Origin of the sequence: Amycolatopsis vancoresmycina (assembly GCF_000716785.1) — a bacterium.
Classification (GTDB): domain Bacteria; phylum Actinomycetota; class Actinomycetes; order Mycobacteriales; family Pseudonocardiaceae; genus Amycolatopsis; species Amycolatopsis vancoresmycina.
On the sequence record NZ_JNYY01000036.1, the window covers coordinates 25,619 to 49,067 of the forward strand.

The following is a 23,449-nucleotide window of genomic DNA, read 5'->3' on the forward strand; positions in this document are numbered from 1 at the left end:
ATACGGGCGCTTTCTCCGGGCCGGAAACGGCACCGGTCGAAGAGTGGCCAGAGGCCTTACGGGGCAAACGCTGCGCAGTCACGACGGCATCTCCCTCGAGGGCGTGTGCACCTCACGCCCGCACTCGCTGGGCCGGGCACCTCCCTGGCTGGACCACTCCTCCTGACCGGGGTCAGGTGGCGCGGCCACGAGGGCCGGGTGCCGGCCCCCTCGAGCGTCTCGTGGGCGGCTGAGCCGCCCCCTCGATCACCGCCACGACCAGGGCCTCCCGCGAGGACCCGCACGGAACGCGTGCCCTCACCTCGGAAGGTACCCACGAATGCGGCGTCGCGCAGGGAGCCAACACGGTGATTCGCCAGATCGTCATCTCACCGTCGGTCGTCCGAAATCAACTCCGAGTGGTGACCGGGGGCCGTGACCAGCGGTTTTCCCGCGCGCTAGGAGCCGAACCGGCGGTGCCGCCAGGCGTAGTCGCGCATCGCACGCAGGAAGTCGACCCGCCGGAAGGCGGGCCAGTACGCCTCGGTGAACCAGAACTCCGAGTGCGCGGACTGCCACAGCAGGAAGCCGGAAAGCCGCTGCTCACCGGAGGTGCGGATGATGAGGTCCGGATCCGGCTGGCCCGAGGTGTAGAGGTGCTCGGAGATGTGGTCGACGTCGAGGATCTTCGCCAGTTCCTGAATGGACGTGCCCTCGTCGGCGTGCTGGCGCAGCAGCTTGCGCACGGCGTCGGCGATCTCCTGCCGCCCGCCGTACCCGACGGCGATGTTGACCTCCATCCCGGTCCGCCCTTCGGTCCGGGCGGCGGCCTCGCTGAGCCGCTTCGCGACGTCGGCGGGCAGCAGGTCGAGCGCGCCGACGATCCGCAGCTGCCACGGCGTCCCCGGCGCGGCGAGTTCGTCGGTGACGTCGGTGATGATCTTGAGCAGCGGGGTGAGTTCGTCGGGGTCGCGGTTGAGGTTGTCGGTGGACAGCAGCCACATGGTGACGACCTCGACTTCGGCCTCCTGGCACCAGCTCAGGAAGTCCGCGATCTTCTTCGCCCCGGCTCGGTGCCCGTCCGAAACGTCCGTGAAGCCCGCTTCACGAGCCCACCGGCGGTTCCCGTCGAGCATGATGGCGATGTGCCGCGGATGCCGGCCGGCGGCCTGCTGGATGAGGCGCCTGCCGTAGGCGCTGTACACGACGTCGGACAAGAACGAGCGAACACTCACGGCGAGTCAGCCTACGCACCCCGGTGTGAGGCGTGTGACTTGAGCACTGCCGGACAACTTACGGTCCCGTAACCTGGACGGGTGAGCCTGACGACGGAACCACCCGAGCCCGTAGTGGACCTCCGCCCCCGGCTGCGCGGGCACATCCACTTCTGGACGTTCTTCGGCGCGCTGGCGGCGGCGGCCGCGCTGATCAGTTTGGCCGCGTCCACAGTGTCCCCCGTCGCCGCGCTGGCCACGTCGGTGTACGGGCTGACGGTGCTGGGGCTGTTCGGGGTCAGCGCGTTGTACCACCGGCGGTTCTGGAGTCCCCGGGCGTACAAGTGGATGAAGCGCGCCGATCACTCGATGATCTTCTTGTTCATCGCCGGGACGTACACGCCGTTCACGTTGCTGGCGATGTCGAAGCCGACGGGGTACGTGATCCTGTCGATCGTCTGGGGCGGGGCGATCGCGGGTGTGGCGTTGAAGATGCTGTGGCCGCACGCTCCGCGGTGGCTCGGGGTGCCGATCTACATCGCCCTTGGCTGGGTTGCGGTGTTCGTCTTCCCCGAGCTGGCTTCACACGCCGGCGTCGCGGCGCTCGTGTTGCTGTGCGTGGGCGGGTTGTTCTATACGCTCGGCGCGGTTTTCTACGCCGTGAAGTGGCCCAACCACTGGCCTGACACTTTTGGCTACCACGAGTACTTCCACGCCTGCACCGTTTTGGCCGCCGTCTCGCACTACATCGCGATCTGGCTGGCGATGTACGCCTGAGTCGCCTTTTGTTCCACGAAAAAGAAGCGCGGCCATTCACCCTGTGTGTGAGTGAATGACCGCGCTTCTTTCCTACTCGGGGTCGGCCGCGGATGGTTGATGCACACTCAACCAGCCAGCCTCGGCCTGTTTCCCCTTGGTCAGCCCGCGCTGTTGCCGTTGCAGGCCACGTACGACGGGTTGTGGTCGACCGTCAGGAGCTCGACCGGGCCGTTCCACTGCCAGGGCAGCAGGCACGCGTTGTTGAGGATGCTGATTCCGTGCCCACCGCCGGTGGAGTTGTTGTTACACGCCGCGTACGACGGGGCGTGACCCGCGTGCAGGATTTCGAAGGGACCGTTCCACTGCCACGGAGCCGCGCAGAGGTTGTCGCCGATGCTGATGCCGCCGCCCGGGTGGTGACCCTCACCGGCGGAGGCCGGCGCGGCAACAGCGAGCATGGCACCACCGATGACTGCGGCTGCGAAGAGCGTCTTTTTCATCATGGTAAAATCATCGGGCGTTCTCGCGCAGTCCTTTATCGACATCACTCGATGGTTTGGACAACATCACCCGTCCCGGCAATCAAACACCTTGCGCCGAGCGGCGTCGCGGCCGCTGTGCCACGGTTGGGGGTTCCACCTCCGGGCAGTTTTCACCATGAGCGGCGGTGAAACTCAGCCGAACATCCCCGGCTGGTACTCGCCCGCCGGGTTGCGGACGATCACGTTCAGCCGGTTCCACGCGTTGATCGTCGCCACCAGGGCGACCAGCGCGCCGATCTGCTCGTCGTCGTAGTGCTTGCGCACCGCCGCCCACGTCTCGTCGGTGACGCCCGTGTGCGTGTCGGCCAGGCGGGTGCCCTCCTCCGCCAGCGCCAGGGCCGCGCGCTCGGCCTCGGTGAACACCACCGCTTCGCGCCACGCCGCCACCATCGCCAGGCGGACCGCCGTCTCACCGGCCGCCGCCGCGTCCTTCGTGTGCATGTCCAGGCACATCCCGCAGCCGTTGATCTGGCTCGCGCGGATCTTCACCAGCTCCTGCGTCGCGTGCGGCAGCGACGATTCCTCGACCGGGCGGGACGCCGCGATCAGGCGCTTGACGAACTTGCCGGTGACCTCGTTCTCGAACATGTTGAGCCGCGCTTCCATGGTCGTTCCCCTTCCATCGTCTGCTTCACCCCCTTGACGACCCGGGCGGCGGCGTTGTGACAACCGCGCGCGTGACCCCGGTCACGCAAATCCAGGTCCACACCTTCGCGCCACCGCGGTGGCGGCCGGTCACGCCGGGGACACCGCGTTCCACCTGGGCACCGGACCCGGCCTGGCCAGCGAAAACCGCTTCAAACGAGCACGTTCAGGGGTCACCCACGCGGACACCACGACGGTTGCCGCCCGCACCGGGACGGCCGAACGTGGGCCGCACCAGACCCAACTGTGGAAGGAGCACGACCGCGATGGCCAGCACCATGCAGCCGCAGGAACTCATCGACAGTGCCGTGGTCGATCCCGAAGGCAACAAGCTCGGGAAGGTCGGCAACGTCTACCTCGCCGACGCGACGCACCAGCCGGAGTGGATCACCGTCAAGACCGGGCTGTTCGGCACCAAGGAAAGCTTCGTCCCGCTCTCCGGCGCGCACACCGACCAGGACGGCGTGCACGTCCAGGTCGACAAGGAGAGCGTCTCCGACGCGCCGCGCATCGACGCCGACGGGCACCTCTCGCCCGAGGAGAGCACCCAGCTCTACCGCCACTACGGCCTGCCGGTGCCGCGCGACTCGGCGGACGGGCGGATGGACCGCGGCAAGGGCACCGTGGGCCGGGACGCCATGGGCAGGCGCGACAAGCGCGACGACCGCAGCATGACGCGCTCCGAAGAGCGGCTGAACGTCGGGACCGAGCAGGTCGAGGCCGGGCACGTGCGGCTGCGCAAGTACGTCGTCACCGAGGAGCAGCAGGTCACCGTGCCGGTGCGGCACGAGGAGGTGCGCATCGAGCGGGAGCCGGTCACCCGCGCGGACGGCCGGGCGGAGATCGGCGAGGCCGAGCAGGACGTCGTCCTGCACGCCGAGAAACCCGTGGTGCGCAAGGAAACCGTGCCGGTCGAGCGGGCGCGGCTGCGGACCGAGACGGTCACCGACGAGCAGACCGTGTCCGGCAAGGTGCGCAAGGAGCAGTTCGACGTCAGCGACGACGACCGCAAGCACCGGCGGCCGTGAGAGCTCCCGGGCGGGTGGCCGGTCCCCGATACCGGCCACCCGCCCGGGTCACCCCTGCTGCAGCCGCGGCAGGAGGCCGACGAGCTGACGGCCCTTCTTCCGCAGCGACGGCGGGAACGGCGGCATCGACAACGTCATCGCCTGGTCCCAGCCGTGGATGTACAGCTCGAACTTCAGCAGGACGCCGCCCCGCGGCTCGGTGATGGCCACGTGCGTCCGCGGGACGCCGAACAGGGGCTTACCCGGGCCGCCGGTGTACGCGTCGGCCTCGAAGAACAGCAGCTGGCGGTCGGTCAGCAGCAGGTAGAGCTCGCGCTGGGTGGTGATCGAGAACATCGTGCCGCCGCTCAGCACCGCGGTCGCGGCGGCGAGCGCGAAGTGCCGGCCCAGCACCTTCCGCAGCGAGCCGACCTTGGCCATGGCGATCACTTCGGGCGTTTCGCCCGGCTGCATCATCGGTGCGGCGGTTTCGAGCAAGCGTCTTTCACGGCGGGCGCCCATGGGGGTTCCTTCGGGGAGAGCGGGAGCGGACGCGCAACGCTAGACGACCCGCGCGAACCGCGTTCCCGCGCCCCCACCAGGGAAAACGCCCAAAACAGCCGATCAGGACACCAGCATCGGCGCCGCCCGGAACTGCTCCGGGATCGCGAACGCGTCCACCAGCGCGCGGGCGTGCGGGCGCAGCTCCGAGCAGAGCCGGTTGACGGCCGACGTCACGGCCTTCCCGCGCGACGCCGTCAGGCGGCCGTGGCCCAGGAACCACGCCAGGTCCTCTTCGATCGCCGACAACGCGTACAGGTCGCAGACGCGCTCGAGCAGCGTCCGGGCGTCCGGGTCTTCGCAGCGCTCGACGGCTGCCGCGAACGCCTCCAGCACCAGCCGCTCGACGTGCACGCGGCCGGCGCGCAGCACGTGGTCCTGCGCCGCGTTGAACACGCCGAACGGGTCGTCGGCCGCCTTGCGCAGGCGCTTGGCCACGCCTTCGACGACGTGCTGCTCGCGGTCCTCGAACAGCCGCAGCTGCCACTCGCGGCGGAAGAAGACGTCCGAATCGGACCCTTCGGTGAGCGACTCGAGCGCCTTGCGCACCGAGGTCCGCTCCAGGATCGTGCTGACCACCTGGTCGGTGAAGAACCGGGCCGTCGCCAGCGGCGAAAGGTCCTCGAAGTCCTGCTTGTAGCTGGTCAGCAGGCCCTTCGCGACCAGCTGCAACAGCACTGTGTTGTCGCCTTCGAACGTCGTGAAGACGTCGGTGTCGGCCTTCAGGCCCGGCAGGATGTTCTCCGCGAGGTACCCCGAGCCGCCGCACGCCTCGCGCGCGGCCTGGATCGTCGCCGTCGCGTGCCAGGTGTTGAGCGCCTTCAGCCCGGCCGCCCGCGACTCCAGCTCGCGCTGCTCCTCCTCGGGCGCGGACGAGTCGATGTCGTGCAGCTTGGACACCAGCTCTTCCTGCGCGAAGTGCAGCGCGTACGTCTTCGCCAGCGCCGGCAGCAGTTTCCGCTGGTGACCGAGGTAGTCGAGGATGACGACCTCGTCGCCGTCCGGGGTCATGAACTGGCGCCGCCGTTCGCCGTACCGGATCGCCAGGGCCAGCGCGCGCTTGGTGGCGCTCCCCGCGCTGCCGCCGACGCTCACCCGGCCGCGGATCAGCGTGCCCAGCATCGTGAAGAACCGGCGGCTGTCGCTTTCGATCGGGCTCGAGTACGTCCCGTCCTCGGCGACGTCGCCGAAGCGATTCAGCAAGGCTTCCCGCGGCACCCGGACGTCGTCGAAGCTCAACCGTCCATTGTCGACACCGTTGAGGCCCGCCTTCGGGCCGCAGTCCTCGATGGACACGCCCGGCATCGGTGCGCCGTCCTCGTCCCGGATCGGCACCATGAACGCGTGGACGCCACGCTCCTCGGAGCCGGTGATCAGCTGCGCGAAGACCACCGCCATCCGGCCGTCGCGGGCCGCGTTGCCGATGTATTCCTTCTGCGCCATGGCGTCCGGCGTGTGGATGACGAAGCCGCCATCGGTGAAGGTCGCCGTGGTGCGCAGGTGCTGGACGTCGGACCCGTGGCCGTGCTCGGTCATCGCGAAGCAGCCCAGCAGGTCGAGGTCCACGATGGCGCGCAGGTACCGCTCGTGGTGGCGCTCGGTGCCGAGCAGCTGGACCGCGCCGCCGAACAGGCCCCATTGGACGCCGGCCTTCACCATCAGCGACAGGTCGCCGTAGCCGAGCATCTCGAACGACGTGACCGAGCCGCCGACGTCGCCACCGCCGCCGTACGCCGGGTCGAAGCCCAGGCCGGGCCGGTCGGTTTCGGCCAGCGCGCGCAGCTGGTCAAGCACTTGGGCGCGGTGCGCCTCGACGTCGAGCGCGACCGGGTCCCGGAACTTCGTCTCGGCCATCTGCGCCCGCACCCCGCGGCGCAGGTCGGCCCAGCGGCCGTCGAGGACGGCGGTCAGGGCGTCCGGATCCACCTTCGAGGGCACTTCGGGGACGTCCACGGCTACCTCCGGAAAGGACGAACGGCAGGCTTCCTACTCGTTGGTAGTAAGCCTGCCGCAGCCCCGCCGGTTCCGCAGGTTCAGATCGGCTTCCCGTTGACCGTCACATTCGAGAAATGGGCGTTGTCCACGTACTTCAGCGTGTTCGACGTGTCGGCGACGCCCTTAAACGTGGAGTTCGCCACGGACAGGCCGTGCACGTGGGCGTTCGAAAGCCCGCTGACGTCGAACGTCTTGCCCGCGATCTTCGTGCTCGAACAGTTGCTGATGGTGAACGGCCCGAACGACGGGATGTAGCTGCCGGTCTGGCTGTTGTAGGTCGACGTCACGTACACGAAGTTGCGCGCGAAGGTGCCGGAGACACTGTCGAGGTTGATGTTCTCGGAGAACCCGCCACGCAGCGTGTTGGACTTCACGTACAGCGCGAACTTCGTGTCGCCCTTCACGGTGAGCCGGTAGGCGTAGACGTTGCGGATCCCGCCGGTCTGCTCGCTGCCGCAGGTGATCGCGCCCCAGTTGCCGTTCATCACGCAGTTCACCACGACGAGGTTCTGGCACGGGACGTTCACCCGCCGCCCGTCGGCGTCGCGGCCGGCCTTGATGGCGATGTTGTCGTCGTGCGCGCCCAAGGTGCAGTTGGCGATGACGACGTGGTCGCAGGACTCGGGGTCGCAGCCGTCGGTGTTGCTGTGCGCGGTGCTGGGGTCGGTGCTGACGCCGTCGACCGTGACGTTCTTGCACAGCGTCGGGTGCAGCTGCCAGAACATGGAGTTCTTCAGCGTGACGCCTTGGATCAGCACGTTTTCGCAGGCGTACGGCTCGACGAACGTCGAGCGCATGCTGTGCCCCGAGCCCGGCACCACCCGCTTCTCCGGCGGGGTTCCCTTGGCCACCAGCGTTTCCAGGTACGCCCGGTCGCTGCCCTTGTTCCACGACGACGTCGCCGCCGCGTCGAGCGTGCCGCTGCCGGTGAGGCCGATGTTCTTCTGCCCGTAGGCGTAGATCATCGGCGAGTGGTTGACGCACTCGATGCCTTCGTAGCGCGTCAGGACGTTCGGGAACTTCGAGGCGTCGCCGCTGAACTTCAGCACCGAGCCGGCTTCGAGGTGCAGGTCGACGTTGCTCTTGAGGGCGATGGCCCCGGTGAGGAAGCTGCCACCGCCCGGCACGACGACGTGACCGCCACCGGCCGCGGCGCAGGCGTCGATCGCCTTCGCGATGGCCTCGGTGTTGTCGGTCTTGCCGTCGTTCTTCGCGCCGTAGCCGGTGATCGGGAAACTGCGGTCCGGGAACGTGGGAACCGTGGTGTTCGCGACGATGTCGTTCGCCGCCGGCCACGGGAGCACCGGTACGTCGATGCGGGGCGCCGCCGGCGCGACGGCCGGGAGGAGGGGCACCGCCGCCACCGCGAGCCCGCCCTTGATCAGCTGCCGCCGGGTGAACCTGCCGTCCATGGACACATCCTTCACGGGAAAGACTGTGCGACGGCGGAACCGCGGCACGGACCGCGGGCACGATCAACTCTATCGGGCGCAGCCGGGCGGGCCAAGCCGGTCGTGAGTGAGAAACAGTGTTCTAACACTGTTTCTCACTCACGACGGCTTGGGCGAGCGTCAGGACAGGTCTGGGCCCTTCGAACGCAGGTCGTCCACCTTGCTCATCGCCTCGCGCAGCTCGCCCAGCCAGCTGTCCGCGTGCTGGCCGACCAGCCGGACCGCCCACGCCAGGGCGTCCGAGCGGGAGCGGGCCACGCCCGCGTCCACCAGGGTGTCCAGCACCAGGCGCTCCGGCTGGCGCAAGCGCGTCATCACCGGGGCCGAGTGCGTCGTGAACAGCGCCGTCGTTCCGCCCAGGCGGGCGCCCCAGGCCACCTTGCGCTGGTAGCGGTGCTCCGCCTGGCGGGCGATCTCGATGCGCTCGTCGCGCGTCTCCTCGCGGAACCGGCTGATGCGGCCGTCCTCGGCCGCCGCGCGGGCTGCGTCGTCCGCGTGCTCCTCCGTCAGCGGCTGCAGCTCGCCCACCACGATGATCTCTTCGCGGTCGACCGTGACCTCCGGTGCGCCCGTGAACCAGCCGTCCGGCAGGCGGCCGCCGAACCAGGCCGCCGCGTCGTCCGCCGGCGGTACCTCGGCCTGCTGCCAGCCCCGGCCTCCTCGCCATCCCCGTCCCATGTCGCACCTCCGCGATTACATGATTACATCGATACCGAAGCTACGCCTGATACCGTGTTATCAACACCGCGTTCTCCCAGGGCGATCAGAGCCGGCCGGCCAGCTCCGCCGCCGAGGTGACCGGGCGATCGCACACGTAACCCCGGCACACGTACGCCGCCGGCGCGCCGGACACCAGGGGACGGTCGGCGAGCAACGGCACGCCCGGTGCGTCCGGCTCGCCGGCCACCACGATGCCGCCGCCGTGCACCCCCCGCGCCGCGGCCAGCCGCAGCGAAGCGTCCGCGCCCACCACCGCGACCTGCACCGGGCCTGCCTGCAGCGCTTCCGCCACCGACAGCCAGTGCCCGGCGAACCGCGGCACCCGCCCGGCCAGCACCCCGGCCCGGCGCAGCGCCTGCTCGGCCGCCTCCCGGTACCGGGCCGCATCGGCGTGCCCCGCGAGCGCCGACGCCGTCAGCAACGCCCCGGCCAGTGCGGACGCCCCCGACGGACTGGCGTTGTCGCCCGGGTCGGCCGGGCGCTGGACCAGCGTCTCGGCGTCGTCGGCCGTGTCGAAATACGCGCCCGGGACGTCCGAGGACGCGAAGTGCGCCAGCGCCAGGTCGAGCAGCCGGGTCGCTTCGGTGAGCCACTTCGCCTCGCCCGTGGCCTGGTGCAGGGCCAGGAACCCGTCGGCGACGCAGGCGTAGTCCTCCAGCACCCCGGCGGATTCGCCGACGACGCCGTCTCGCGAGCTGCGCCGCAACCGGCCGTCGACCACGTGCACCCGCAGCAGCAACTCGGCAGCATCGCGAGCCCACTCGATCCACTGTGGACGATCCAGCGCCACACCCGCTTCGGCCAGCGCGGTGATCGCCAAGCCGTTCCAGGACGCGATGACCTTGTCGTCCCGGCCCGGCTGCGGCCGCTTCGCGCGTTCCTCCAGCAGCTTCACGCGCAGCGGCTCCGGCAGGTCACCGAACAGGCGCAACGTCGAGGCACCCTCCTCGAACGTCCCCTCGGGGGTGACGCCGAAGAGGTCGGCCGCGGAGTCGTCGCCGACCACGTCACGCAGCTGCGACGGCGTCCAGACGTACGTCAGGCCTTCGACGCCGTCGGTGTCCGCGTCCAGCGAGGACGCGAAGCCGCCTTCCGGCGTCCGCAAGCTCTCGAACAGAAACTCCGCCGTACCGGTGGCGACGCGCAGCGCGGTCGCCGAGCCGGTGCGCCGCCACAGGTGGGCGTAGAACCGCAGCAGCAACGCGTTGTCGTACAACATCTTCTCGAAGTGGGGCACGATCCACTCGGCGTCGACGGAGTAGCGCGCGAAGCCGCCGGCCAGCTGGTCGTACAGGCCACCGCGAGCCATCGCCTCGGCCGACTTGTCCACAAGAGACAGTGCCACCGCAGAACCGGTGCGCTCGTGGTGGCGCAGCAGGAACTCGAGGACCATCGACGGCGGGAACTTCGGGGCGCGGCCGAACCCGCCGTTGACCGGGTCCGCTTCCTGCTCGAGCTTCCCGACCGCACCGGCGAGCACGGCTTCGTCCACAACGGACTCCTGGAGCGGCCCGGTCTGCTCGGCGAGGTGCGCCACGATCTGCTTGGCGCCGTCGAGGAGCTCGTCCGGCCGCTCCTGCCACGCCTCGGCGACGGCGGCCAGCAGCTGCCGGAACGACGGCATTCCCGGCCGCGGCGACGGCGGGTAGTAGGTGCCGCAGTGGAACGGCTCGCCGTCCGGGGTCAGGAAGCAGGTCATCGGCCAGCCGCCCTGCCCGGTCATCGCCTGGGTGGCGGCCATGTACACCGCGTCGATGTCCGGCCGCTCCTCGCGGTCGACCTTGATGTTGACGAAGTGCCCGTTCATCAGGGCCGCGGTCCCGGCGTCCTCGAACGACTCGTGCGCCATCACGTGACACCAGTGGCAGGCGGCGTAGCCGACGGAGAGCAGGATCGGCACGTTCCGCCGTTTCGCCTCGGCGAGCGCGTCGGGTCCCCATGGCCACCAGTCGACGGGGTTGTCCGCGTGCTGGAGCAGGTACGGGCTGGTCGCGCTGGCGAGGCGGTTCATGGATCCAGGGTCGCACCCGGGAAAACCGGGCGCGCGGGCACCGGCCGCTCCGCCACACTGGGCCGGTGTTGCTGACCATCACCACGACCCGGAACCCCGCCACCGACCTGGGCTTCCTCCTGCACAAGCACCCGGGGAAGGCGCAGTCGGTCGCGCTGTCGGCCGGGGTCGCGCACGTCTTCTACCCGGAGGCCGCCGCCGGCCGGTGCACCGCCGCGCTGTTCGTGGAAATCGATCCCGTCGAGCTCGTGCGCGGGGGCGGGACGTCGCTGACCCAGTACGTCAACGACCGGCCCTACGCCGGAGGCTCGTACCTCGCGGTCGCGCTGCGGGCCGCCTACACGACCGCGCTCGCGGGCCGGTGTTCGGCGCGGCCGGAGCTGGTCGACGAGCCCTTCGACCTGGAGATCAAGGTGCCGTCGCTGTCCGCGCGCGGTGGGGCCGAGGTCGTGCACAAGCTGTTCGAACCGCTCGGCTGGCGCGTTTCGGCGACGCCGATCCCGCTCGACCCGCAGTTCCCGCAGTGGGGCGACAGTCGCTATGTCGACTTGACGCTGACCGGCACCCAGCGGGTCGCCGACGCGCTGCGCCACCTGTACGTCCTGCTGCCCGCCCTCGACGGCGACAAGCACTACTGGGTCGGCCAGGACGAGGCCGACAAGCTGCTGCGCGCCGGCGACGGCTGGCTCGCCGGGCACCCGCAGCGGACGCTCATCACGAACCGCTACCTCGAGCGGCGCCGCCCGGTCGTGCAGTACGCCCTCTCGCGGCTGGCCGAGGCGGACGACGTCCCGGCGGAGGCCGAGGCGCTGGTCACGGAGGTGCCGGACAAGCCGGAGAGCCTCGCGTCGCAGCGGCACGGCAGCGTGCTCGCCGCGCTGCGCGCCGCGGGCGCCCGGCGCGTGCTGGACCTCGGGTGCGGCTCCGGCGCGCTGCTGCGCGTCCTCGAGCAGGAACGGTCGTTCACCGAGATCGTCGGCGTCGACGTCTCGAGCAGCACGCTCACCATCGCGGAGAAGCGGCTGAAGGCCGGCTCGCGCGTCACGCTGCGGCAGTCCGCGCTGACCTACGCCGATCCGGCGCTGGCCGGGTTCGACGCGGCCGTGCTGATGGAGGTCGTCGAACACGTCGACGAGGAGCGGCTGCCGGCGCTGGAACACGCCGTGTTCGGCGTCGCGGCGCCGCGCACGGTGCTCGTCACGACGCCCAACGCGGAGTACAACCGGCTGTTCGAGTTCCTGCCAACGGGGCATTTCCGGCACGCCGACCACCGGTTCGAATGGACGCGAGCCGAGTTCCGCGCCTGGGCGGACGGCGTCGCGACCCGGCGCGGCTACGACGTCCGGTACCTGCCGATCGGACCCGAGGACCAGGAATCGGGACCGCCGACCCAACTGGCGGTCTTCACCACCCAAAAGGAGGTGGCCGCGTGAAGCTGACCGTCCCCGACATGGCGCTCGTCGTGCTCGTCGGCGCTTCCGGCTCCGGCAAGTCCACGTTCGCGCGCACGCACTTCGCGCCGACGCAGGTGCTCTCCAGCGACTTCTTCCGCGGGCTCGTCGCCGACGACGAGAACGACCAATCGGCGAGCGCCGACGCCTTCGACGCGCTGCACTACGTCGCGGCGAAGCGGCTCGCGGCCGGGCGGACGACCGTCATCGACGCGACGAACGTCCAGCGCGCTTCGCGGGCCAGCCTGGTGAAGCTGGCGAAGGAGCACGACGTGCTGCCGACGGCGATCGTGCTCGACCTGCCGCTGCGCGTCTGCGTCGACCGCAACGCCGGGCGGCCGGACCGCGACTTCGGCGAGCACGTCGTCCGGCGGCAGCGCGGCGAGCTGCAGCGGTCGCTGAAGTCGCTGGAGCACGAGGGGTTCCGGCGCGTGCACGTGCTGCGGTCCGAAGCCGAGGTGGCCGAGGCGGAGATCGTCGTCGAGCCGCTGCGCAACGACAAGCGCGAGCTGACCGGGCCGTTCGACGTGATCGGCGACGTCCACGGCTGCGCGGCCGAGCTCGAGGAACTGCTGGCCGAGCTGGGGTACGTCGACGGCGTGCACCCGGCGGGCCGGACCGCGGTGTTCGTCGGCGACCTCGTCGACCGCGGCCCGGACACGCCGGGCGTGCTGCGGCGCGTGATGGGCATGGCGGAAACCGGGAACGCGCTGGTCGTGTGCGGGAACCACGAGCAGAAGCTGGTGCGCGCGCTGCACGGGCGGAAGGTGAACGCCGCGCACGGGCTCGCCGAGTCGCTGGAGCAGCTCGCCTCGGAAACCGAAGAGTTCCGGCGGGCGGCGCACGAATTCTGCGACGGCCTGATCGCGCACTACGTCCTCGACGGCGGCAACCTCGTCGTCGCGCACGCGGGGCTGCCCGAGCGGTACCACGGGCGCGCGTCCGGGCGGGTGCGCAGCATGGCGCTGTACGGCGACACGACCGGCGAAACCGACGAGTACGGCCTGCCGGTGCGGCTGCCGTGGGCCCGCGACTACCGCGGCTCCGCGATGGTCCTCTACGGGCACACGCCGACGCTGGAGCCGGAGTGGGTCAACAACACGATGTGCCTCGACACCGGCGCGGTGTTCGGCGGGAAGCTGACCGCGCTGCGCTACCCCGAGCGCGAGGTCGTCTCGGTGCAGGCCCACCGGGTCTGGTACGAGCCGTCGAAGCCGCTGGACGCCTCGCGCCCGCTCGGCGGCCGGGAGCCGGCGGTGCTGGAGCTGGCCGACGTCACCGGCAAGCGGATCGTGCAGACCGCGCACCACGGCCGGGTCGGTGTCTCGGCGGAGCAGTCGGCGGCGGCGCTGGAGGTGATGAGCCGGTTCGCGGTCGACCCGCGCTGGCTCGCCTACCTGCCGCCGACGATGGCGCCGTGCTCGACGTCGTCCCGCCCGGAGTACCTCGAACACCCGGAAGAGGCGTTCGCAGAGTACCGGGCGGCCGGGGTCGAAGCCGTGCTGTGCGAAGAGAAGCACATGGGCTCGCGGGCGGTGGTGCTGGTCTGCCGGGACGAGGAGGTGGCGCACCGGCGCTTCGGGATCCACGGCGGCGGCGCGGTGTACACGCGCACCGGGCGGCCGTTCTTCCCGCCGCCGCAGAACGCGGCGCTGCTGGCCGACGTGCGCACGGCGGCGGCCGAGCTGTTCGAGGAGCTGAACTCGGGCTGGTTGCTGCTCGACGCCGAGCTGCTGCCGTGGAGCGCGAAGGCGGGCTCGCTGATCGCCGACCAGTACGCGTCGGTGGGCGCGGCCGCCCAGGCGGTGCTGCCGTCGGCGGTCTCGGCGCTGGCGACGGCGGCCGCCCGAGGCATCGACGTCTCGGAACTGCTGGCGCGGACGACCACCCGATCATCCACAGTGGACGAATACCGGACGGCGTACCGGCGCTACTGCTGGCCGACGTCGGGCCTGGACGGCGTCCGCCTGGCACCGTTCCAGCTGCTGGCATCCGAAGGGGCGGCCTACCACGACCGCCCGCATTCGTGGCACCTGTCGATGGTGGAGCGGTTGCCCGGACCCCGGTTCCAGCCCACCCGGACCCTCGAGGTGAACCTGACGGACGCCGCATCGATCGCCCGCGGAGTCTCGTGGTGGGAGGAGCTGACGGCGGACGGCGGCGAGGGCATGGTGGTGAAGCCGGCGGCGAACCTGACCCGAGGCACGCGCGGCCTGGTCCAGCCAGGGGTGAAGGTACGCGGACGCGAGTACCTCCGGATCATCTACGGCCCGGACTACACGCTCCCCCACAACCTGGAGCGCCTGCGCAAGCGAGGCCTCAACCGCAAGCGAACGCTGGCCCTGCGCGAGTACGCACTGGGCCTGGAGGCCCTGGAGCGCATCGCCCGCGGCGAGCCGCTGTGGCGGGTACACGAGTGCGTGTTCGCGGTGCTGGCACTGGAGTCGGACCCGGTGGACCCGAGGCTGTGACCGTCGTGAGTGGTAAGGCGGGTTCTAACCCGCCTTACCACTCACGAGGGGTTAGCTGTCGGCCTTGGAGGTGGTCGAGGAGTCTTTTGCGGGCTTCTCGGCCGCCTCGGGTTCGGGCTTGTCCGGGGCCTCGGCCTGCTCGGGAGCGGCCTCCGCGGGCGGGTCGTCGAAGCTGGCCGGGACGCGCTTGAGGTGCTTCGTCATCGAGCGGACCAGGAACGCCACCGCGATGAGGAACAGGATCAACACCAGGAAGCCGACCGGGGAGGACTTGCCGAAGTCCTCCCCCTGCCCGCCGTTGTCGCCGTTGCCCGGCTGCTGCGTCAGGACGAGGACCGACGCGGTCACCGGGAGCGCCACGCCGGCCGGCAGCGTCAGACTCATGTGTTCACCTTCTCCTCGAGGCCGATGCCGGCGAACAGGTCGTCCTCCGGCAACGTGCTGTCGACCAGCGACTTGACCAGCTCGTACTCCTCGGTCGGCCAGGTCTCGCGCTGGATCTCCAGTGGCACGGCGAACCAGCGGCTGGTCGGGTCGATCTGCGTGGCGTGCGCCTTCAGCGCCTCGTCCCGCACCTCGAAGTATTCACCGCACTCGACGCGGGTCGTCACCCGCTCCATCACATCGGCCTTGTCCGGGTCCCACTTGGCCAGCCATTCGGTGTACGGCGACTCGAGCCCGGCCTCCTTCAGCGCCGAGTCGAAGGCCAGCATCCGGGCCCGCGAGAAGCCGTGCATGTAGTACAGCTTCAGCGGCTGCCACGGCTCGCCGGCGTCGGGGAAGCGCTCCGGGTCCGGCGCCGCGTCCCACGCCGCCATCGACACCTCGTGGGTGCGGATGTGGTCGGGGTGCGGGTAGCCGCCGTTCTCGTCGTAGGTGGTGATCACGTGCGGGCGGAACTCCCGGATCACGCGCACCAGCGCCTCGGTGGACTCCTCCAGCGGGACGACCGCGAACGACCCCTCGGGCACCGGGGGCAGCGGGTCGCCCTCCGGCAGGCCGGAGTCGACGAAGCCCAGCCAGCGCTGGCTCACGCCGAGGATCTTGGCCGCGCGGGCCATCTCCTCACGGCGGATCTCGGTCATGTTCGCCAGGACCTCGGGCCGGTCCATGGCCGGGTTCAGGATGCTGCCGGCTTCGCCACCGGTGCAGGTGACGACCAGCACCTCGTGGCCCTCGGCGGCGTAGCGCGCCATCGTCGCGGCACCCTTGCTCGACTCGTCGTCCGGGTGCGCGTGCACGGCCATCATCCGCAGGCGCGGGTTGGCGGTGTTCCTCTGCTCGTCGGCGTCCACCATGCTCCGAACGACTCCCCTTCTGCCCTTATTCCGCGACCCACCTGCGGGCCGCCCACCCAGCGGGCGGATACTCGGGTCGTACCCGCATCACCATTGTCCAGACGGGTACGACAAGAACGAGCAGGAGGCCCGGGTTGGCAGGCGGACCGGCGGAAACGGCAGCGCCCGCGCTGCTCGCGGACCGGTACGGCAGCACGCGCGCCACGCCGTCCCGGCGCTGGCGGCGCTGGCTCTTCCTGGCCATCGCCCTGCTGGTCAGCGGCCTGATCGCGTGGGTCGCGTACGTGAACCTCGGTTCGGCGCCGATCGACGCCGAGCGCATCGCGTTCAGCGGAAAACCGGGCAACGCGATGGAAATCACCCTGAACGTCACCCGGGACGACGACAGCAGGCCGGGCGTGTGCGTCGTCCGCGTCCGCGACAAGACCGGCGCCGAGAGCGGCCGCAAGGAGCTCCTGATCCCCGCCGGCGCGAAGTACAACCGGATCAGCACGACGATCAAGAGCATCGGGGCACCGGTTACGGCAGATGTCTTCGGCTGCTCGTACGACATACCACGCTATCTGTCAACCCCATAGCGGCCAACGGGGTGAACCGCGCGCTCAACGCCCAGGGCGCCGGGAAATAACGGGCGTCGACCTCTCGCGCCGTGATACTCTGAGCCCTCAGCACGGCCCGCGACGGGCCGTGTTTTTCCTTTATCTCAGCCACGCGGGCACCTACGCCCGCGTGGGCCGGCTTGAACACGCAAGCCTGGCAGGCCCGACGAGGAGATGGTGACCGTGAGCGACACCAAGGTGACCTGGCTCACCCAGGATGCCTACGACCGGCTCAAGCACGAGCTCGACGAAATGATCGAGAATCGTCCGGTCATCGCCGCGCGCATCAACGACAGCCGCGAAGAGGGCGACCTCAAGGAGAACGGCGGCTACCACGCCGCCCGCGAAGAACAGGGCCAGGCCGAGGCGCGCATCCGGCACCTGCAGGAGCTGCTGCGCTCGGCCAAGGTCGGCGAAGCGCCGGCGAACGACGGCACCGCCGGCCCCGGCAAGGTGCTCACCGTCCGTTACGAGGGTGACGACGAGGACGAGAAGTTCCTCCTCGCCACCCGCGAAGAGGGCGCCGAGGGCGAGCTCGACGTGTACTCCCCGGAGTCGCCGCTGGGCAAGGCCCTGCTCGGCGCCAAGGAGGGCGAGTCGCGCGAGTACGAGCTGCCCAACGGCAAGGTCCAGAAGGTGACGCTCGTCAAGGCGGTTCCGTACACCGACGAGAAATAACGCGGCTAGTGTCCTCCCGGATCCACATTCTGGGAGGACAGCACCGTGAGCACCGAACCGATCTGCCAGGCCTGCGGCATGCAGTACGCCGTGGCCCGCGACGACTGCCCGATCTGCGAGGACGAACGCCAGTACGTCCCGCAGTCCGGGCAGCAGTGGACGAACCTGGCTTCCCTGCGCGAGAGCGGCGCGTACACCCCGCGGGTCGAAGAACAGGGCCCCGGCATCGTCGGCGTCGGCTCGAACCCCGGGTTCGCGATCGGTGAACGCGCGCTGCTGGTGCGAGCGCGGTCCGGCAACTTCCTCTGGGACTGCGCCGCCTACCTCGACGACGCCCTCGTCCGGCAGGTGCGCGACCTGGGCGGGATCACCGGCATCGCGATCAGCCACCCGCACTACTACACGACGATGGTCGAGTGGGCGCGGGCCTTCGACGTGCCGGTCTACCTGCACGAAGCCGACCAGCAGTGGATCGGCAGGCCCGACCCGGCGGTCAAGCTGTGGTCCGGCACGACCCTCGACGTCGCCGACGACCTGCGGCTGATCAACCTGGGCGTGCACTTCGACGGCGGCACGGTGCTGCACTGGCCGGACGGCGAAACCGGGCAGGGCGCGCTGCTGACCGGCGACATCGTCCAGGTCATCCCGGACCGGACGCACGTCGGCTTCATGTACAGCTACCCGAACCTGATCCCCGAGCGCCCGCACGTCGTCCGCCGCGCGGCGGAGCTGCTCGCGGGGTACCGCTTCGAGGCGATCTACGGCGCTTGGTGGGACGCGATCGTCCGGACCGACGGCTCCGAGGTCGTCCAGCGCTCGGCCAAGCGCTACCTGGCCCACGCCGCCGGCCAAGCCTGAGCTGGGCCGCGGCCGCATGCCGCGAATGACTCATTCGGGACGTCCGGCGTCCCGAATGAGTCATTCGCGACCTCCCGGCGACCCGGCGCCTGAGCGTTCAGCCCCGCGCGGTCAGCCCCGCGCGGTCCGCTCCAGGAGGGGGCGGACCCGCGGTGGCACCGGCGTCGACAACGCGATCGACGTCGATGTGCGCAGGACGTCCGGGACGCCGACCACCTCGTCGATCACCCGCTGCAGGTCGTCGTTGCCCCTGGCCACCATGCGGACGAACAGGTCGCCCTGGCCGGTCGTCGCGTGGACCTCGCAGACCTCGTCGATCGCCGAAAGCGCTTCCGTCACCTCGGCCCGGCGGCCCTGGGCGATCTCCAGCCACGCGAACGCCGTCAGGCCGTAGCCCATCGCCGCCAGGTCGAGCTCCGGCGGGAAGCCGCCGAGGATGCCGCGCTCGGTCAGGCGGTCGAGGCGCGCCTGGACCGTTCCGCGGGCGACACCCAGCCGGCGCGCGCACTCCAGCACCCCCAGGCGCGGCGAGTCCGTGAGCAGCAAGAGCAGTCGCGCATCCAGCGCATCCAGGTTCTCGGACATGCACAGATTGTCCATGATGACCGCCGGTAGCGGGCAGACACCGGTCAGATTGTCCAGCGAAAACAGAGTCCATTGCGCATCTTGCCTCGCAGGGATGATCCTTCGGGGTATGACCCAGACTGCCGAACCCCAGGGTGCCCTCGACGACGTCAGCTACGACCAGCTGCGTCAGCTGGTCGGGCTCGTCGACCACGACGCCTCGACCGACCCGTTCCCGGTCAAGGCCATGGACGCGGTGGTGTTCATCGCCGGCAACGCCACCCAGACCGCCTGGTACTACCAGATCGCGTTCGGGATGCAGCTCGTCGCGTACTCCGGTCCCGAGACCGGCGTCTTCGAGCGCAAGTCCTACGTGCTGAAGTCCGGCTCGGCCCGGTTCGTCATCACCGGCGGCGTGAAGCCGGACTCGCCGCTGCTGGACCACCACCGCAAGCACGGCGACGGCGTCATCGACCTGGCGCTGGAGACCACCGACGTCGACAAGTGCGTCGAGCACGCCCGCGCGCAGGGCGCGACCATCCTCGAGGAGCCGCACGACGTCTCCGACGAGCACGGCACGGTCCGCGTCGCCGCGATCGCGACCTACGGCGAGACCCGCCACTCCCTGGTCGACCGGTCGCGCTACACCGGCGTCTACCTGCCCGGCTACGAGCCGCGCGAGAGCACGGTCAAGCGGCCCGAGGGCGCGCCGAAGCGGCTGTTCCAGGCCGTCGACCACTGCGTCGGCAACGTCGAGCTCGGCAAGATGGACTACTGGGTCGACTGGTACCACCGCGTCATGGGCTTCGTGAACATGGCGGAGTTCGTCGGCGACGACATCGCGACCGAGTACTCGGCGCTGATGAGCAAGGTCGTCTCGAACGGCAACCACCGGGTCAAGTTCCCGCTGAACGAGCCGGCCGTGGCGAAGAAGAAGTCGCAGATCGACGAGTACCTCGAGTTCTACGACGGCGCGGGCTGCCAGCACATCGCGCTGGCCACCAACGACATCATCGCCACGGTGACGGCGATGCGCGCCGCCGGCGTCGAGTTCCTCGACACCCCGGACTCCTACTACGACGACCCGGAGCTGCGCGCCCGGATCGGCAACGTCCGCGTGCCGATCGAGACGCTGAAGGAGCACAGCATCCTGGTCGACCGCGACGAGGACGGCTACCTGCTGCAGATCTTCACCAAGCCGATCGGCGACCGCCCGACCGTGTTCTACGAGCTGATCGAGCGGCACGGCTCGCTCGGCTTCGGCAAGGGCAACTTCAAGGCGCTGTTCGAGGCGATCGAGCGCGAGCAGGAGCGCCGCGGCAACCTCTGACACATCTCGGCGAAGGCCACCGTAGGAGACCTGCTGGTCCCCTATGGTGGCCTTTGACGTGTCCGGGGGAACCGACAGCGGCCCGGGTCCGTCTGTGTGGAGGAGGGAAGGGGACCGTGATGCCGGACAGCATCGACGCCAGCGACGCGCTGATCGACAACTGGACCAAGCGGCTCGAGGAGAACGCCACCCGGTACCAGGCGCTGGCCGATCGCATGCAGGGCCAGACGGTCACCGAGCGGTCGAAGGACGGCACGGTCCAGGTGACGATCGACTCGCGCGGGCTGCTGAAGAACCTCGTCATCGCCGAAACCGCGGCCGGGAAGCGGATGGCCGAGGTGTCGGCGGAGGTCATGCGGCTGGTGCAGCGGGCGCAGGCGCGGATCCCGGAACTGCTGCAGCAGGCCATGACCGAGACGACCGGCACCGGCGACCAGGCCGCGGCCGAGATCGTCCGCGAGGCGCAGAGCACGTTCCCGGCGCCGCCGCCCGAGCCCGAGCCGGCGTTCCCGGAGCCCGACCGCGTCCGCCGGTTCCTGCCGGAGGACACCGAGGAGCCGCGGACCCCGCCGGTGCCTCCCGCGCCTCCCGCGCCGCCTGCCCCGCCGCAGCCGCCGCGGCGCCGCCGTCCGGTCGACGACGATGACGACGACTTCGGCGGACCGATTCTTTCCTGAGGGGGAAACCGATGACGGATGTGGAACTCAGCACCGACCTGACGGCGCACGCGAAGCAGCTCGACGCCATCGGTGACGGGCTGCAGCAGGCCGTCGACGCGGCGAACCAGGTGAGCATGCCGACCGACGCGTACGGCATCCTCTGCCAGCCGTTCCGGATGCTGCTCGACCCGGTGGAGCAGTACGGGATCGACGCGCTCAAGGACGCCGTGACGGCGATGACGGCCGTTTCCGGCAAGGTGCGCGAGGCCGCGGCGGCCTACCGCAAGTACGAAAGCGGCGTCGCCGACGACCTGAACAAGTCCGTGGACGGTGCCTGATGCCGGAGGGGAACCCGCTCGTCGCCGACGCCAAGAAGGACCCGGACGGACCGGGCGCGTTCACGGCGGGCAACGGCGACTACGGCTGGGCGGGCGGCATCGGCATCGCCGAGTCGTCGATGGACGCGTTCAACGGCATCAAGGACGGCGACTGGGTCTCCGGCGGCCTCGGCGTGCTGTCGCTGGCCGGCGAGGTCGCCGGGGCGGCGATCGACCCGTTCGGGTACCTGATGTCGTCGGTGGCGTCGTTCCTGATGGAGCACGTGCAGCCGCTGAAGGACATGCTGGACTCGGTGGCGGGCAACCCGCCGGTGATCCAGTCCTATGCGGACACCTGGGGCAACGTCTCGAAGGCCCTCGGCGAGCGCAAGACGGACTTCGACAACGCGGTCAAGAACGGCACGACGGGCTGGACGGGCGCGGGCGCCGACGCGTACCGCGCCTTCGCGGCCGAGCACTCGGACGCGTTGTCGGGCGCGGCAACGGTGGCCGGCGCGATCAGCACGGTGACGATGATCATGGGCCAGGTCGTGTCGTTCGTGCGGGAGACCGTGCGGCAGCTGATCGCGGACCTCGTCGGCAAGCTGATCGCGTGGGTGATGGAGGAGGTCTTCAGCCTCGGCTTCGGCACCCCGGTGGTGGTGGCGCAGGCGACCGCGGCGATCGCCAAGTGGGGCAAGAAGATCGGGGAGCTGCTCAAGAAGCTGACCGACACGATCCGGAAAGTGTCGCCGCTGCTGTCGAAGCTGGTGGACCTGTTCGAGAAGATCGCGAAGGTCTTCGGGAAGGTGCTGGGGAAGGTCAGCGGCCTGGACGGGCTGAAGGTGAAGGAAGGCGGCTTCGTCCGGAAGATCCCGAAGGAGGGCGGCGGGGTTCACGCGCGCGCTCACGGGGCAGCCGGGGAATCGGGGGAAGGGGGACATCCGGAGGGGGATTCGCCGGGCGGGGATTCGCCGGATTCGGCGCCGGACGGGGGTTCTCGGCGGGACGGGTCGTCCTCTCGCGCTGATGGCGAGGATGGTGCGCCGTCGCGCACGGGTGATGGGGAGGGCGCGCCGTCGCACGAGGGTGATGGGTCGCCGGACGGGAGTCCTTCGGCCGTTCGCTCGGGTGATGGCGGTGGGCCGGGCTCCCGGTCGGGGGACGGTGGTTCTTCGGCGGGCCGGTCCGGGGACAGCTCGACCGCTCACACGGGGGAAAGCTCGCCGTCGCACGTTGGCGACAGCAGCCCCGCGCCCACCCGCGGCGGAGACAGCTCACCGTCGCATGTCGGCGACAGTGGCTCAGCGCCGAGCTCCTCGCCCTCGCACGTTGGCGACAGCAGCCCTGCGCCCAGCGCACCGTCGCATTCGAGCGACACCGGCTCCGTGCCGACCCGCTCGCCCTCGCACGTTGGCGACAGCGGCCCCGCGCCCACCCGGGGCGGGGACAGCGCACCGTCGCACGTTGGCGACAGCAGCCCGTCCCCCGCCAGGGGCGGGGGTGCTGCGCCGTCGCATGGTGGCGACACCGCGCCCGCGCCCACGCACTCCGGGGCGCCCGGTCATGCCGATGGGGGCGTTCCCGCGCACTCCGGGTCGTCGCCCGCGGCGCACTCCGGGACCGATACCCCGAGCAGTGCCGCGCCGCCGCGGGTCGATGGTTCCACCTCGGCCAGCGGGACCGCTCCCACCGCTCCGCGGACCGGTGAGCCCGGTACTTCCGTGCCGTCGCCGCGCGGGGGCGGGGATGGCGTTCCGCCGCAAGGTGGCCAGCCGGCGATGGGTGGCATGCCGCCCGCCGGTGGTGGCGCACCCGGCGGTGGTCCCGGCGGCGGTTCCCCGCGCCCCGGCGGCGGAGGCGGCGGCTGGACCGGCACCTCGGGCAGCCCCGGCGCCACCACCCCGCACGCCGACACCCCGGCCCGCCCCCGCACCGGCGGCGACCTCCCCGGCGGACGCCCCCGCACGCCCGAAACCCCCGCCCCCGCGGCCCGCGGGTTCGGTCCCGGCACCCACGGCCCGGACACCCGTCCAGGCAGCCCGGCCCCCGGCACCCACGGCCCCGGCAACCGCCCAGGCAGCCCCGGCCCCGACACCCGGCCAGGCAGCTCCGGCCCCGGCCGCCCCGGCACCCACGGCCCGGACACCCCCGGCGGTCCGGGCACCCGCCCGGGCAGCCCCGGCCCCGACACCCGGCCAGGCAACTCCGGACCCGGCCGCCCAGGCAGCCCCGGCCCCGACACCCGACCAGGCAACTCCGGCCCCGGCCGCCACGGCACCTCCGAAACCCCCGGCACCCACGGCGGCCCCGACACCCCCGCCCACACCCCCGACGGCG

At 70.7% G+C, this 23,449-nt stretch carries 22 protein-coding genes; 11 read left to right on the forward strand and 11 right to left on the reverse strand.

Annotated features, from left to right (window positions below; genetic code table 11):
- Window positions 1-437 precede the first annotated feature (437 nt).
- Window positions 438-1,214, reverse strand: coding sequence for an isoprenyl transferase (locus OO60_RS43240; RefSeq protein WP_033263568.1), 777 nt, complete (start codon window positions 1,212-1,214; stop codon window positions 438-440).
- A gap of 114 nt (window positions 1,215-1,328) precedes the next feature.
- Between OO60_RS43240 and trhA the strand changes: the two genes are divergently transcribed.
- Entirely contained in the window at window positions 1,329-1,970 is a 642-nt protein-coding gene (gene trhA, locus OO60_RS43245) for a PAQR family membrane homeostasis protein TrhA (protein WP_003080246.1), read from the forward strand.
- Between the two features lie 140 nt (window positions 1,971-2,110).
- On the opposite strand, the gene OO60_RS43250 is transcribed toward trhA, so the two are convergent.
- The gene (locus OO60_RS43250; RefSeq protein WP_240490682.1) at window positions 2,111-2,497 is read right to left on the reverse strand and encodes a hypothetical protein; all 387 of its coding nucleotides are present in this window, start codon (window positions 2,495-2,497) and stop codon (window positions 2,111-2,113) included.
- A 129-nt stretch (window positions 2,498-2,626) separates the two neighbouring features.
- Window positions 2,627-3,100, reverse strand: coding sequence for a carboxymuconolactone decarboxylase family protein (locus tag OO60_RS43255; protein WP_003080250.1), 474 nt, complete (start codon window positions 3,098-3,100; stop codon window positions 2,627-2,629).
- A 305-nt stretch (window positions 3,101-3,405) separates the two neighbouring features.
- Between OO60_RS43255 and OO60_RS43260 the strand changes: the two genes are divergently transcribed.
- Complete coding sequence (locus OO60_RS43260) at window positions 3,406-4,167, forward strand: DUF2382 domain-containing protein (protein ID WP_003080252.1); 762 nt, start codon at window positions 3,406-3,408, stop codon at window positions 4,165-4,167.
- A gap of 48 nt (window positions 4,168-4,215) precedes the next feature.
- Here the strand turns inward: OO60_RS43260 and OO60_RS45285 are convergent, their stop codons facing one another.
- From OO60_RS45285 to OO60_RS43285, 5 genes are all read right to left on the reverse strand, one after another.
- Window positions 4,216-4,668: a hypothetical protein gene (locus tag OO60_RS45285; RefSeq protein ID WP_003080255.1), complete on the reverse strand. Its 453-nt coding sequence runs from the start codon at window positions 4,666-4,668 to the stop codon at window positions 4,216-4,218.
- A 102-nt stretch (window positions 4,669-4,770) separates the two neighbouring features.
- Entirely contained in the window at window positions 4,771-6,660 is a 1,890-nt protein-coding gene (locus OO60_RS43270; RefSeq protein ID WP_003080258.1) for an acyl-CoA dehydrogenase family protein, read from the reverse strand.
- Window positions 6,661-6,740: 80 nt separating this feature from the next.
- A complete protein-coding gene (locus tag OO60_RS43275; protein WP_003080262.1) occupies window positions 6,741-8,114 on the reverse strand; it encodes a glycosyl hydrolase family 28 protein in 1,374 nt (457 codons plus the stop codon).
- Between the two features lie 159 nt (window positions 8,115-8,273).
- On the reverse strand, window positions 8,274-8,831 hold the full coding sequence (locus OO60_RS43280; RefSeq protein WP_003080265.1) for a hypothetical protein: 558 nt from the start codon (window positions 8,829-8,831) through the stop codon (window positions 8,274-8,276).
- 85 nt (window positions 8,832-8,916) lie between these two features.
- The gene (locus tag OO60_RS43285; protein WP_003080268.1) at window positions 8,917-10,884 is read right to left on the reverse strand and encodes a thioredoxin domain-containing protein; all 1,968 of its coding nucleotides are present in this window, start codon (window positions 10,882-10,884) and stop codon (window positions 8,917-8,919) included.
- 65 nt (window positions 10,885-10,949) lie between these two features.
- Here OO60_RS43285 and OO60_RS43290 point away from each other — a divergent pair, with 65 nt between their 5' ends.
- Window positions 10,950-12,317, forward strand: a complete 1,368-nt coding sequence (locus tag OO60_RS43290) for a 3' terminal RNA ribose 2'-O-methyltransferase Hen1 (protein WP_003080275.1) — start codon at window positions 10,950-10,952, stop codon at window positions 12,315-12,317.
- On the forward strand, window positions 12,314-14,806 hold the full coding sequence (locus tag OO60_RS43295; RefSeq protein ID WP_003080277.1) for a polynucleotide kinase-phosphatase: 2,493 nt from the start codon (window positions 12,314-12,316) through the stop codon (window positions 14,804-14,806). Before OO60_RS43290 ends, OO60_RS43295 begins: the two co-directional genes overlap by 4 nt.
- 51 nt (window positions 14,807-14,857) lie before the next feature.
- Here OO60_RS43295 and OO60_RS43300 read toward each other — a convergent pair whose 3' ends face one another.
- Window positions 14,858-15,190 carry a hypothetical protein gene (locus OO60_RS43300; RefSeq protein WP_003080280.1) on the reverse strand — a complete coding sequence of 111 codons (333 nt, stop codon included), beginning with the start codon at window positions 15,188-15,190 and terminating at the stop codon, window positions 14,858-14,860.
- On the reverse strand, window positions 15,187-16,104 hold the full coding sequence (gene mca / locus OO60_RS43305) for a mycothiol conjugate amidase Mca (protein ID WP_003080283.1): 918 nt from the start codon (window positions 16,102-16,104) through the stop codon (window positions 15,187-15,189). Before mca ends, OO60_RS43300 begins: the two co-directional genes overlap by 4 nt.
- Before the next feature lie 134 nt (window positions 16,105-16,238).
- Here mca and OO60_RS43310 point away from each other — a divergent pair, with 134 nt between their 5' ends.
- From OO60_RS43310 to OO60_RS43320, 3 genes are all read left to right on the forward strand, one after another.
- Window positions 16,239-16,682 (forward strand): DUF4307 domain-containing protein, encoded by a 444-nt coding sequence (locus OO60_RS43310; RefSeq protein WP_003080288.1) that lies wholly within the window; start codon window positions 16,239-16,241, stop codon window positions 16,680-16,682.
- Between the two features lie 195 nt (window positions 16,683-16,877).
- Window positions 16,878-17,381, forward strand: coding sequence for a transcription elongation factor GreA (gene greA / locus OO60_RS43315; RefSeq protein WP_033263569.1), 504 nt, complete (start codon window positions 16,878-16,880; stop codon window positions 17,379-17,381).
- A 45-nt stretch (window positions 17,382-17,426) separates the two neighbouring features.
- Window positions 17,427-18,239 carry an MBL fold metallo-hydrolase gene (locus OO60_RS43320; protein WP_003080295.1) on the forward strand — a complete coding sequence of 271 codons (813 nt, stop codon included), beginning with the start codon at window positions 17,427-17,429 and terminating at the stop codon, window positions 18,237-18,239.
- A 111-nt stretch (window positions 18,240-18,350) separates the two neighbouring features.
- Here the strand turns inward: OO60_RS43320 and OO60_RS43325 are convergent, their stop codons facing one another.
- Entirely contained in the window at window positions 18,351-18,824 is a 474-nt protein-coding gene (locus OO60_RS43325; RefSeq protein WP_003080298.1) for an Lrp/AsnC family transcriptional regulator, read from the reverse strand.
- Between the two features lie 109 nt (window positions 18,825-18,933).
- On the opposite strand from OO60_RS43325, the gene hppD reads away from it, so the two are divergent.
- From hppD to OO60_RS43345, 4 genes are all read left to right on the forward strand, one after another.
- Entirely contained in the window at window positions 18,934-20,133 is a 1,200-nt protein-coding gene (gene hppD / locus OO60_RS43330) for a 4-hydroxyphenylpyruvate dioxygenase (protein WP_003080299.1), read from the forward strand.
- 119 nt (window positions 20,134-20,252) lie between these two features.
- Window positions 20,253-20,810: a YbaB/EbfC family nucleoid-associated protein gene (locus OO60_RS43335; protein WP_209441430.1), complete on the forward strand. Its 558-nt coding sequence runs from the start codon at window positions 20,253-20,255 to the stop codon at window positions 20,808-20,810.
- A gap of 11 nt (window positions 20,811-20,821) precedes the next feature.
- On the forward strand, window positions 20,822-21,130 hold the full coding sequence (locus OO60_RS43340; RefSeq protein ID WP_003090701.1) for a type VII secretion target: 309 nt from the start codon (window positions 20,822-20,824) through the stop codon (window positions 21,128-21,130).
- Window positions 21,130-23,449 (forward strand): WXG100 family type VII secretion target (locus OO60_RS43345; protein ID WP_483294834.1); only part of this gene is annotated, 2,320 nt, incomplete at its 3' end. The genes OO60_RS43340 and OO60_RS43345, both read left to right, overlap by 1 nt.

What these genes read in the sequence shown, in the direction of transcription:
- OO60_RS43325 (WP_003080298.1), bottom strand. Translation starts at nt 18,824, where the DNA reads ATGTCCGAGAACCTGGATGCGCTGGATGCGCGACTGCTCTTGCTGCTC.
- OO60_RS43275 (WP_003080262.1), bottom strand. Translation starts at nt 8,114, where the DNA reads ATGGACGGCAGGTTCACCCGGCGGCAGCTGATCAAGGGCGGGCTCGCG.
- OO60_RS43280 (WP_003080265.1), bottom strand. Translation starts at nt 8,831, where the DNA reads ATGGGACGGGGATGGCGAGGAGGCCGGGGCTGGCAGCAGGCCGAGGTA.
- OO60_RS43340 (WP_003090701.1), top strand. Translation starts at nt 20,822, where the DNA reads ATGACGGATGTGGAACTCAGCACCGACCTGACGGCGCACGCGAAGCAG.
- OO60_RS43335 (WP_209441430.1), top strand. Translation starts at nt 20,253, where the DNA reads ATGCCGGACAGCATCGACGCCAGCGACGCGCTGATCGACAACTGGACC.
- greA (WP_033263569.1), top strand. Translation starts at nt 16,878, where the DNA reads ATGGTGACCGTGAGCGACACCAAGGTGACCTGGCTCACCCAGGATGCC.
- hppD (WP_003080299.1), top strand. Translation starts at nt 18,934, where the DNA reads ATGACCCAGACTGCCGAACCCCAGGGTGCCCTCGACGACGTCAGCTAC.
- OO60_RS43260 (WP_003080252.1), top strand. Translation starts at nt 3,406, where the DNA reads ATGGCCAGCACCATGCAGCCGCAGGAACTCATCGACAGTGCCGTGGTC.
- OO60_RS43300 (WP_003080280.1), bottom strand. Translation starts at nt 15,190, where the DNA reads ATGAGTCTGACGCTGCCGGCCGGCGTGGCGCTCCCGGTGACCGCGTCG.
- mca (WP_003080283.1), bottom strand. Translation starts at nt 16,104, where the DNA reads ATGGTGGACGCCGACGAGCAGAGGAACACCGCCAACCCGCGCCTGCGG.
- OO60_RS45285 (WP_003080255.1), bottom strand. Translation starts at nt 4,668, where the DNA reads ATGGGCGCCCGCCGTGAAAGACGCTTGCTCGAAACCGCCGCACCGATG.
- OO60_RS43255 (WP_003080250.1), bottom strand. Translation starts at nt 3,100, where the DNA reads ATGGAAGCGCGGCTCAACATGTTCGAGAACGAGGTCACCGGCAAGTTC.
- OO60_RS43285 (WP_003080268.1), bottom strand. Translation starts at nt 10,884, where the DNA reads ATGAACCGCCTCGCCAGCGCGACCAGCCCGTACCTGCTCCAGCACGCG.
- OO60_RS43250 (WP_240490682.1), bottom strand. Translation starts at nt 2,497, where the DNA reads ATGTCGATAAAGGACTGCGCGAGAACGCCCGATGATTTTACCATGATG.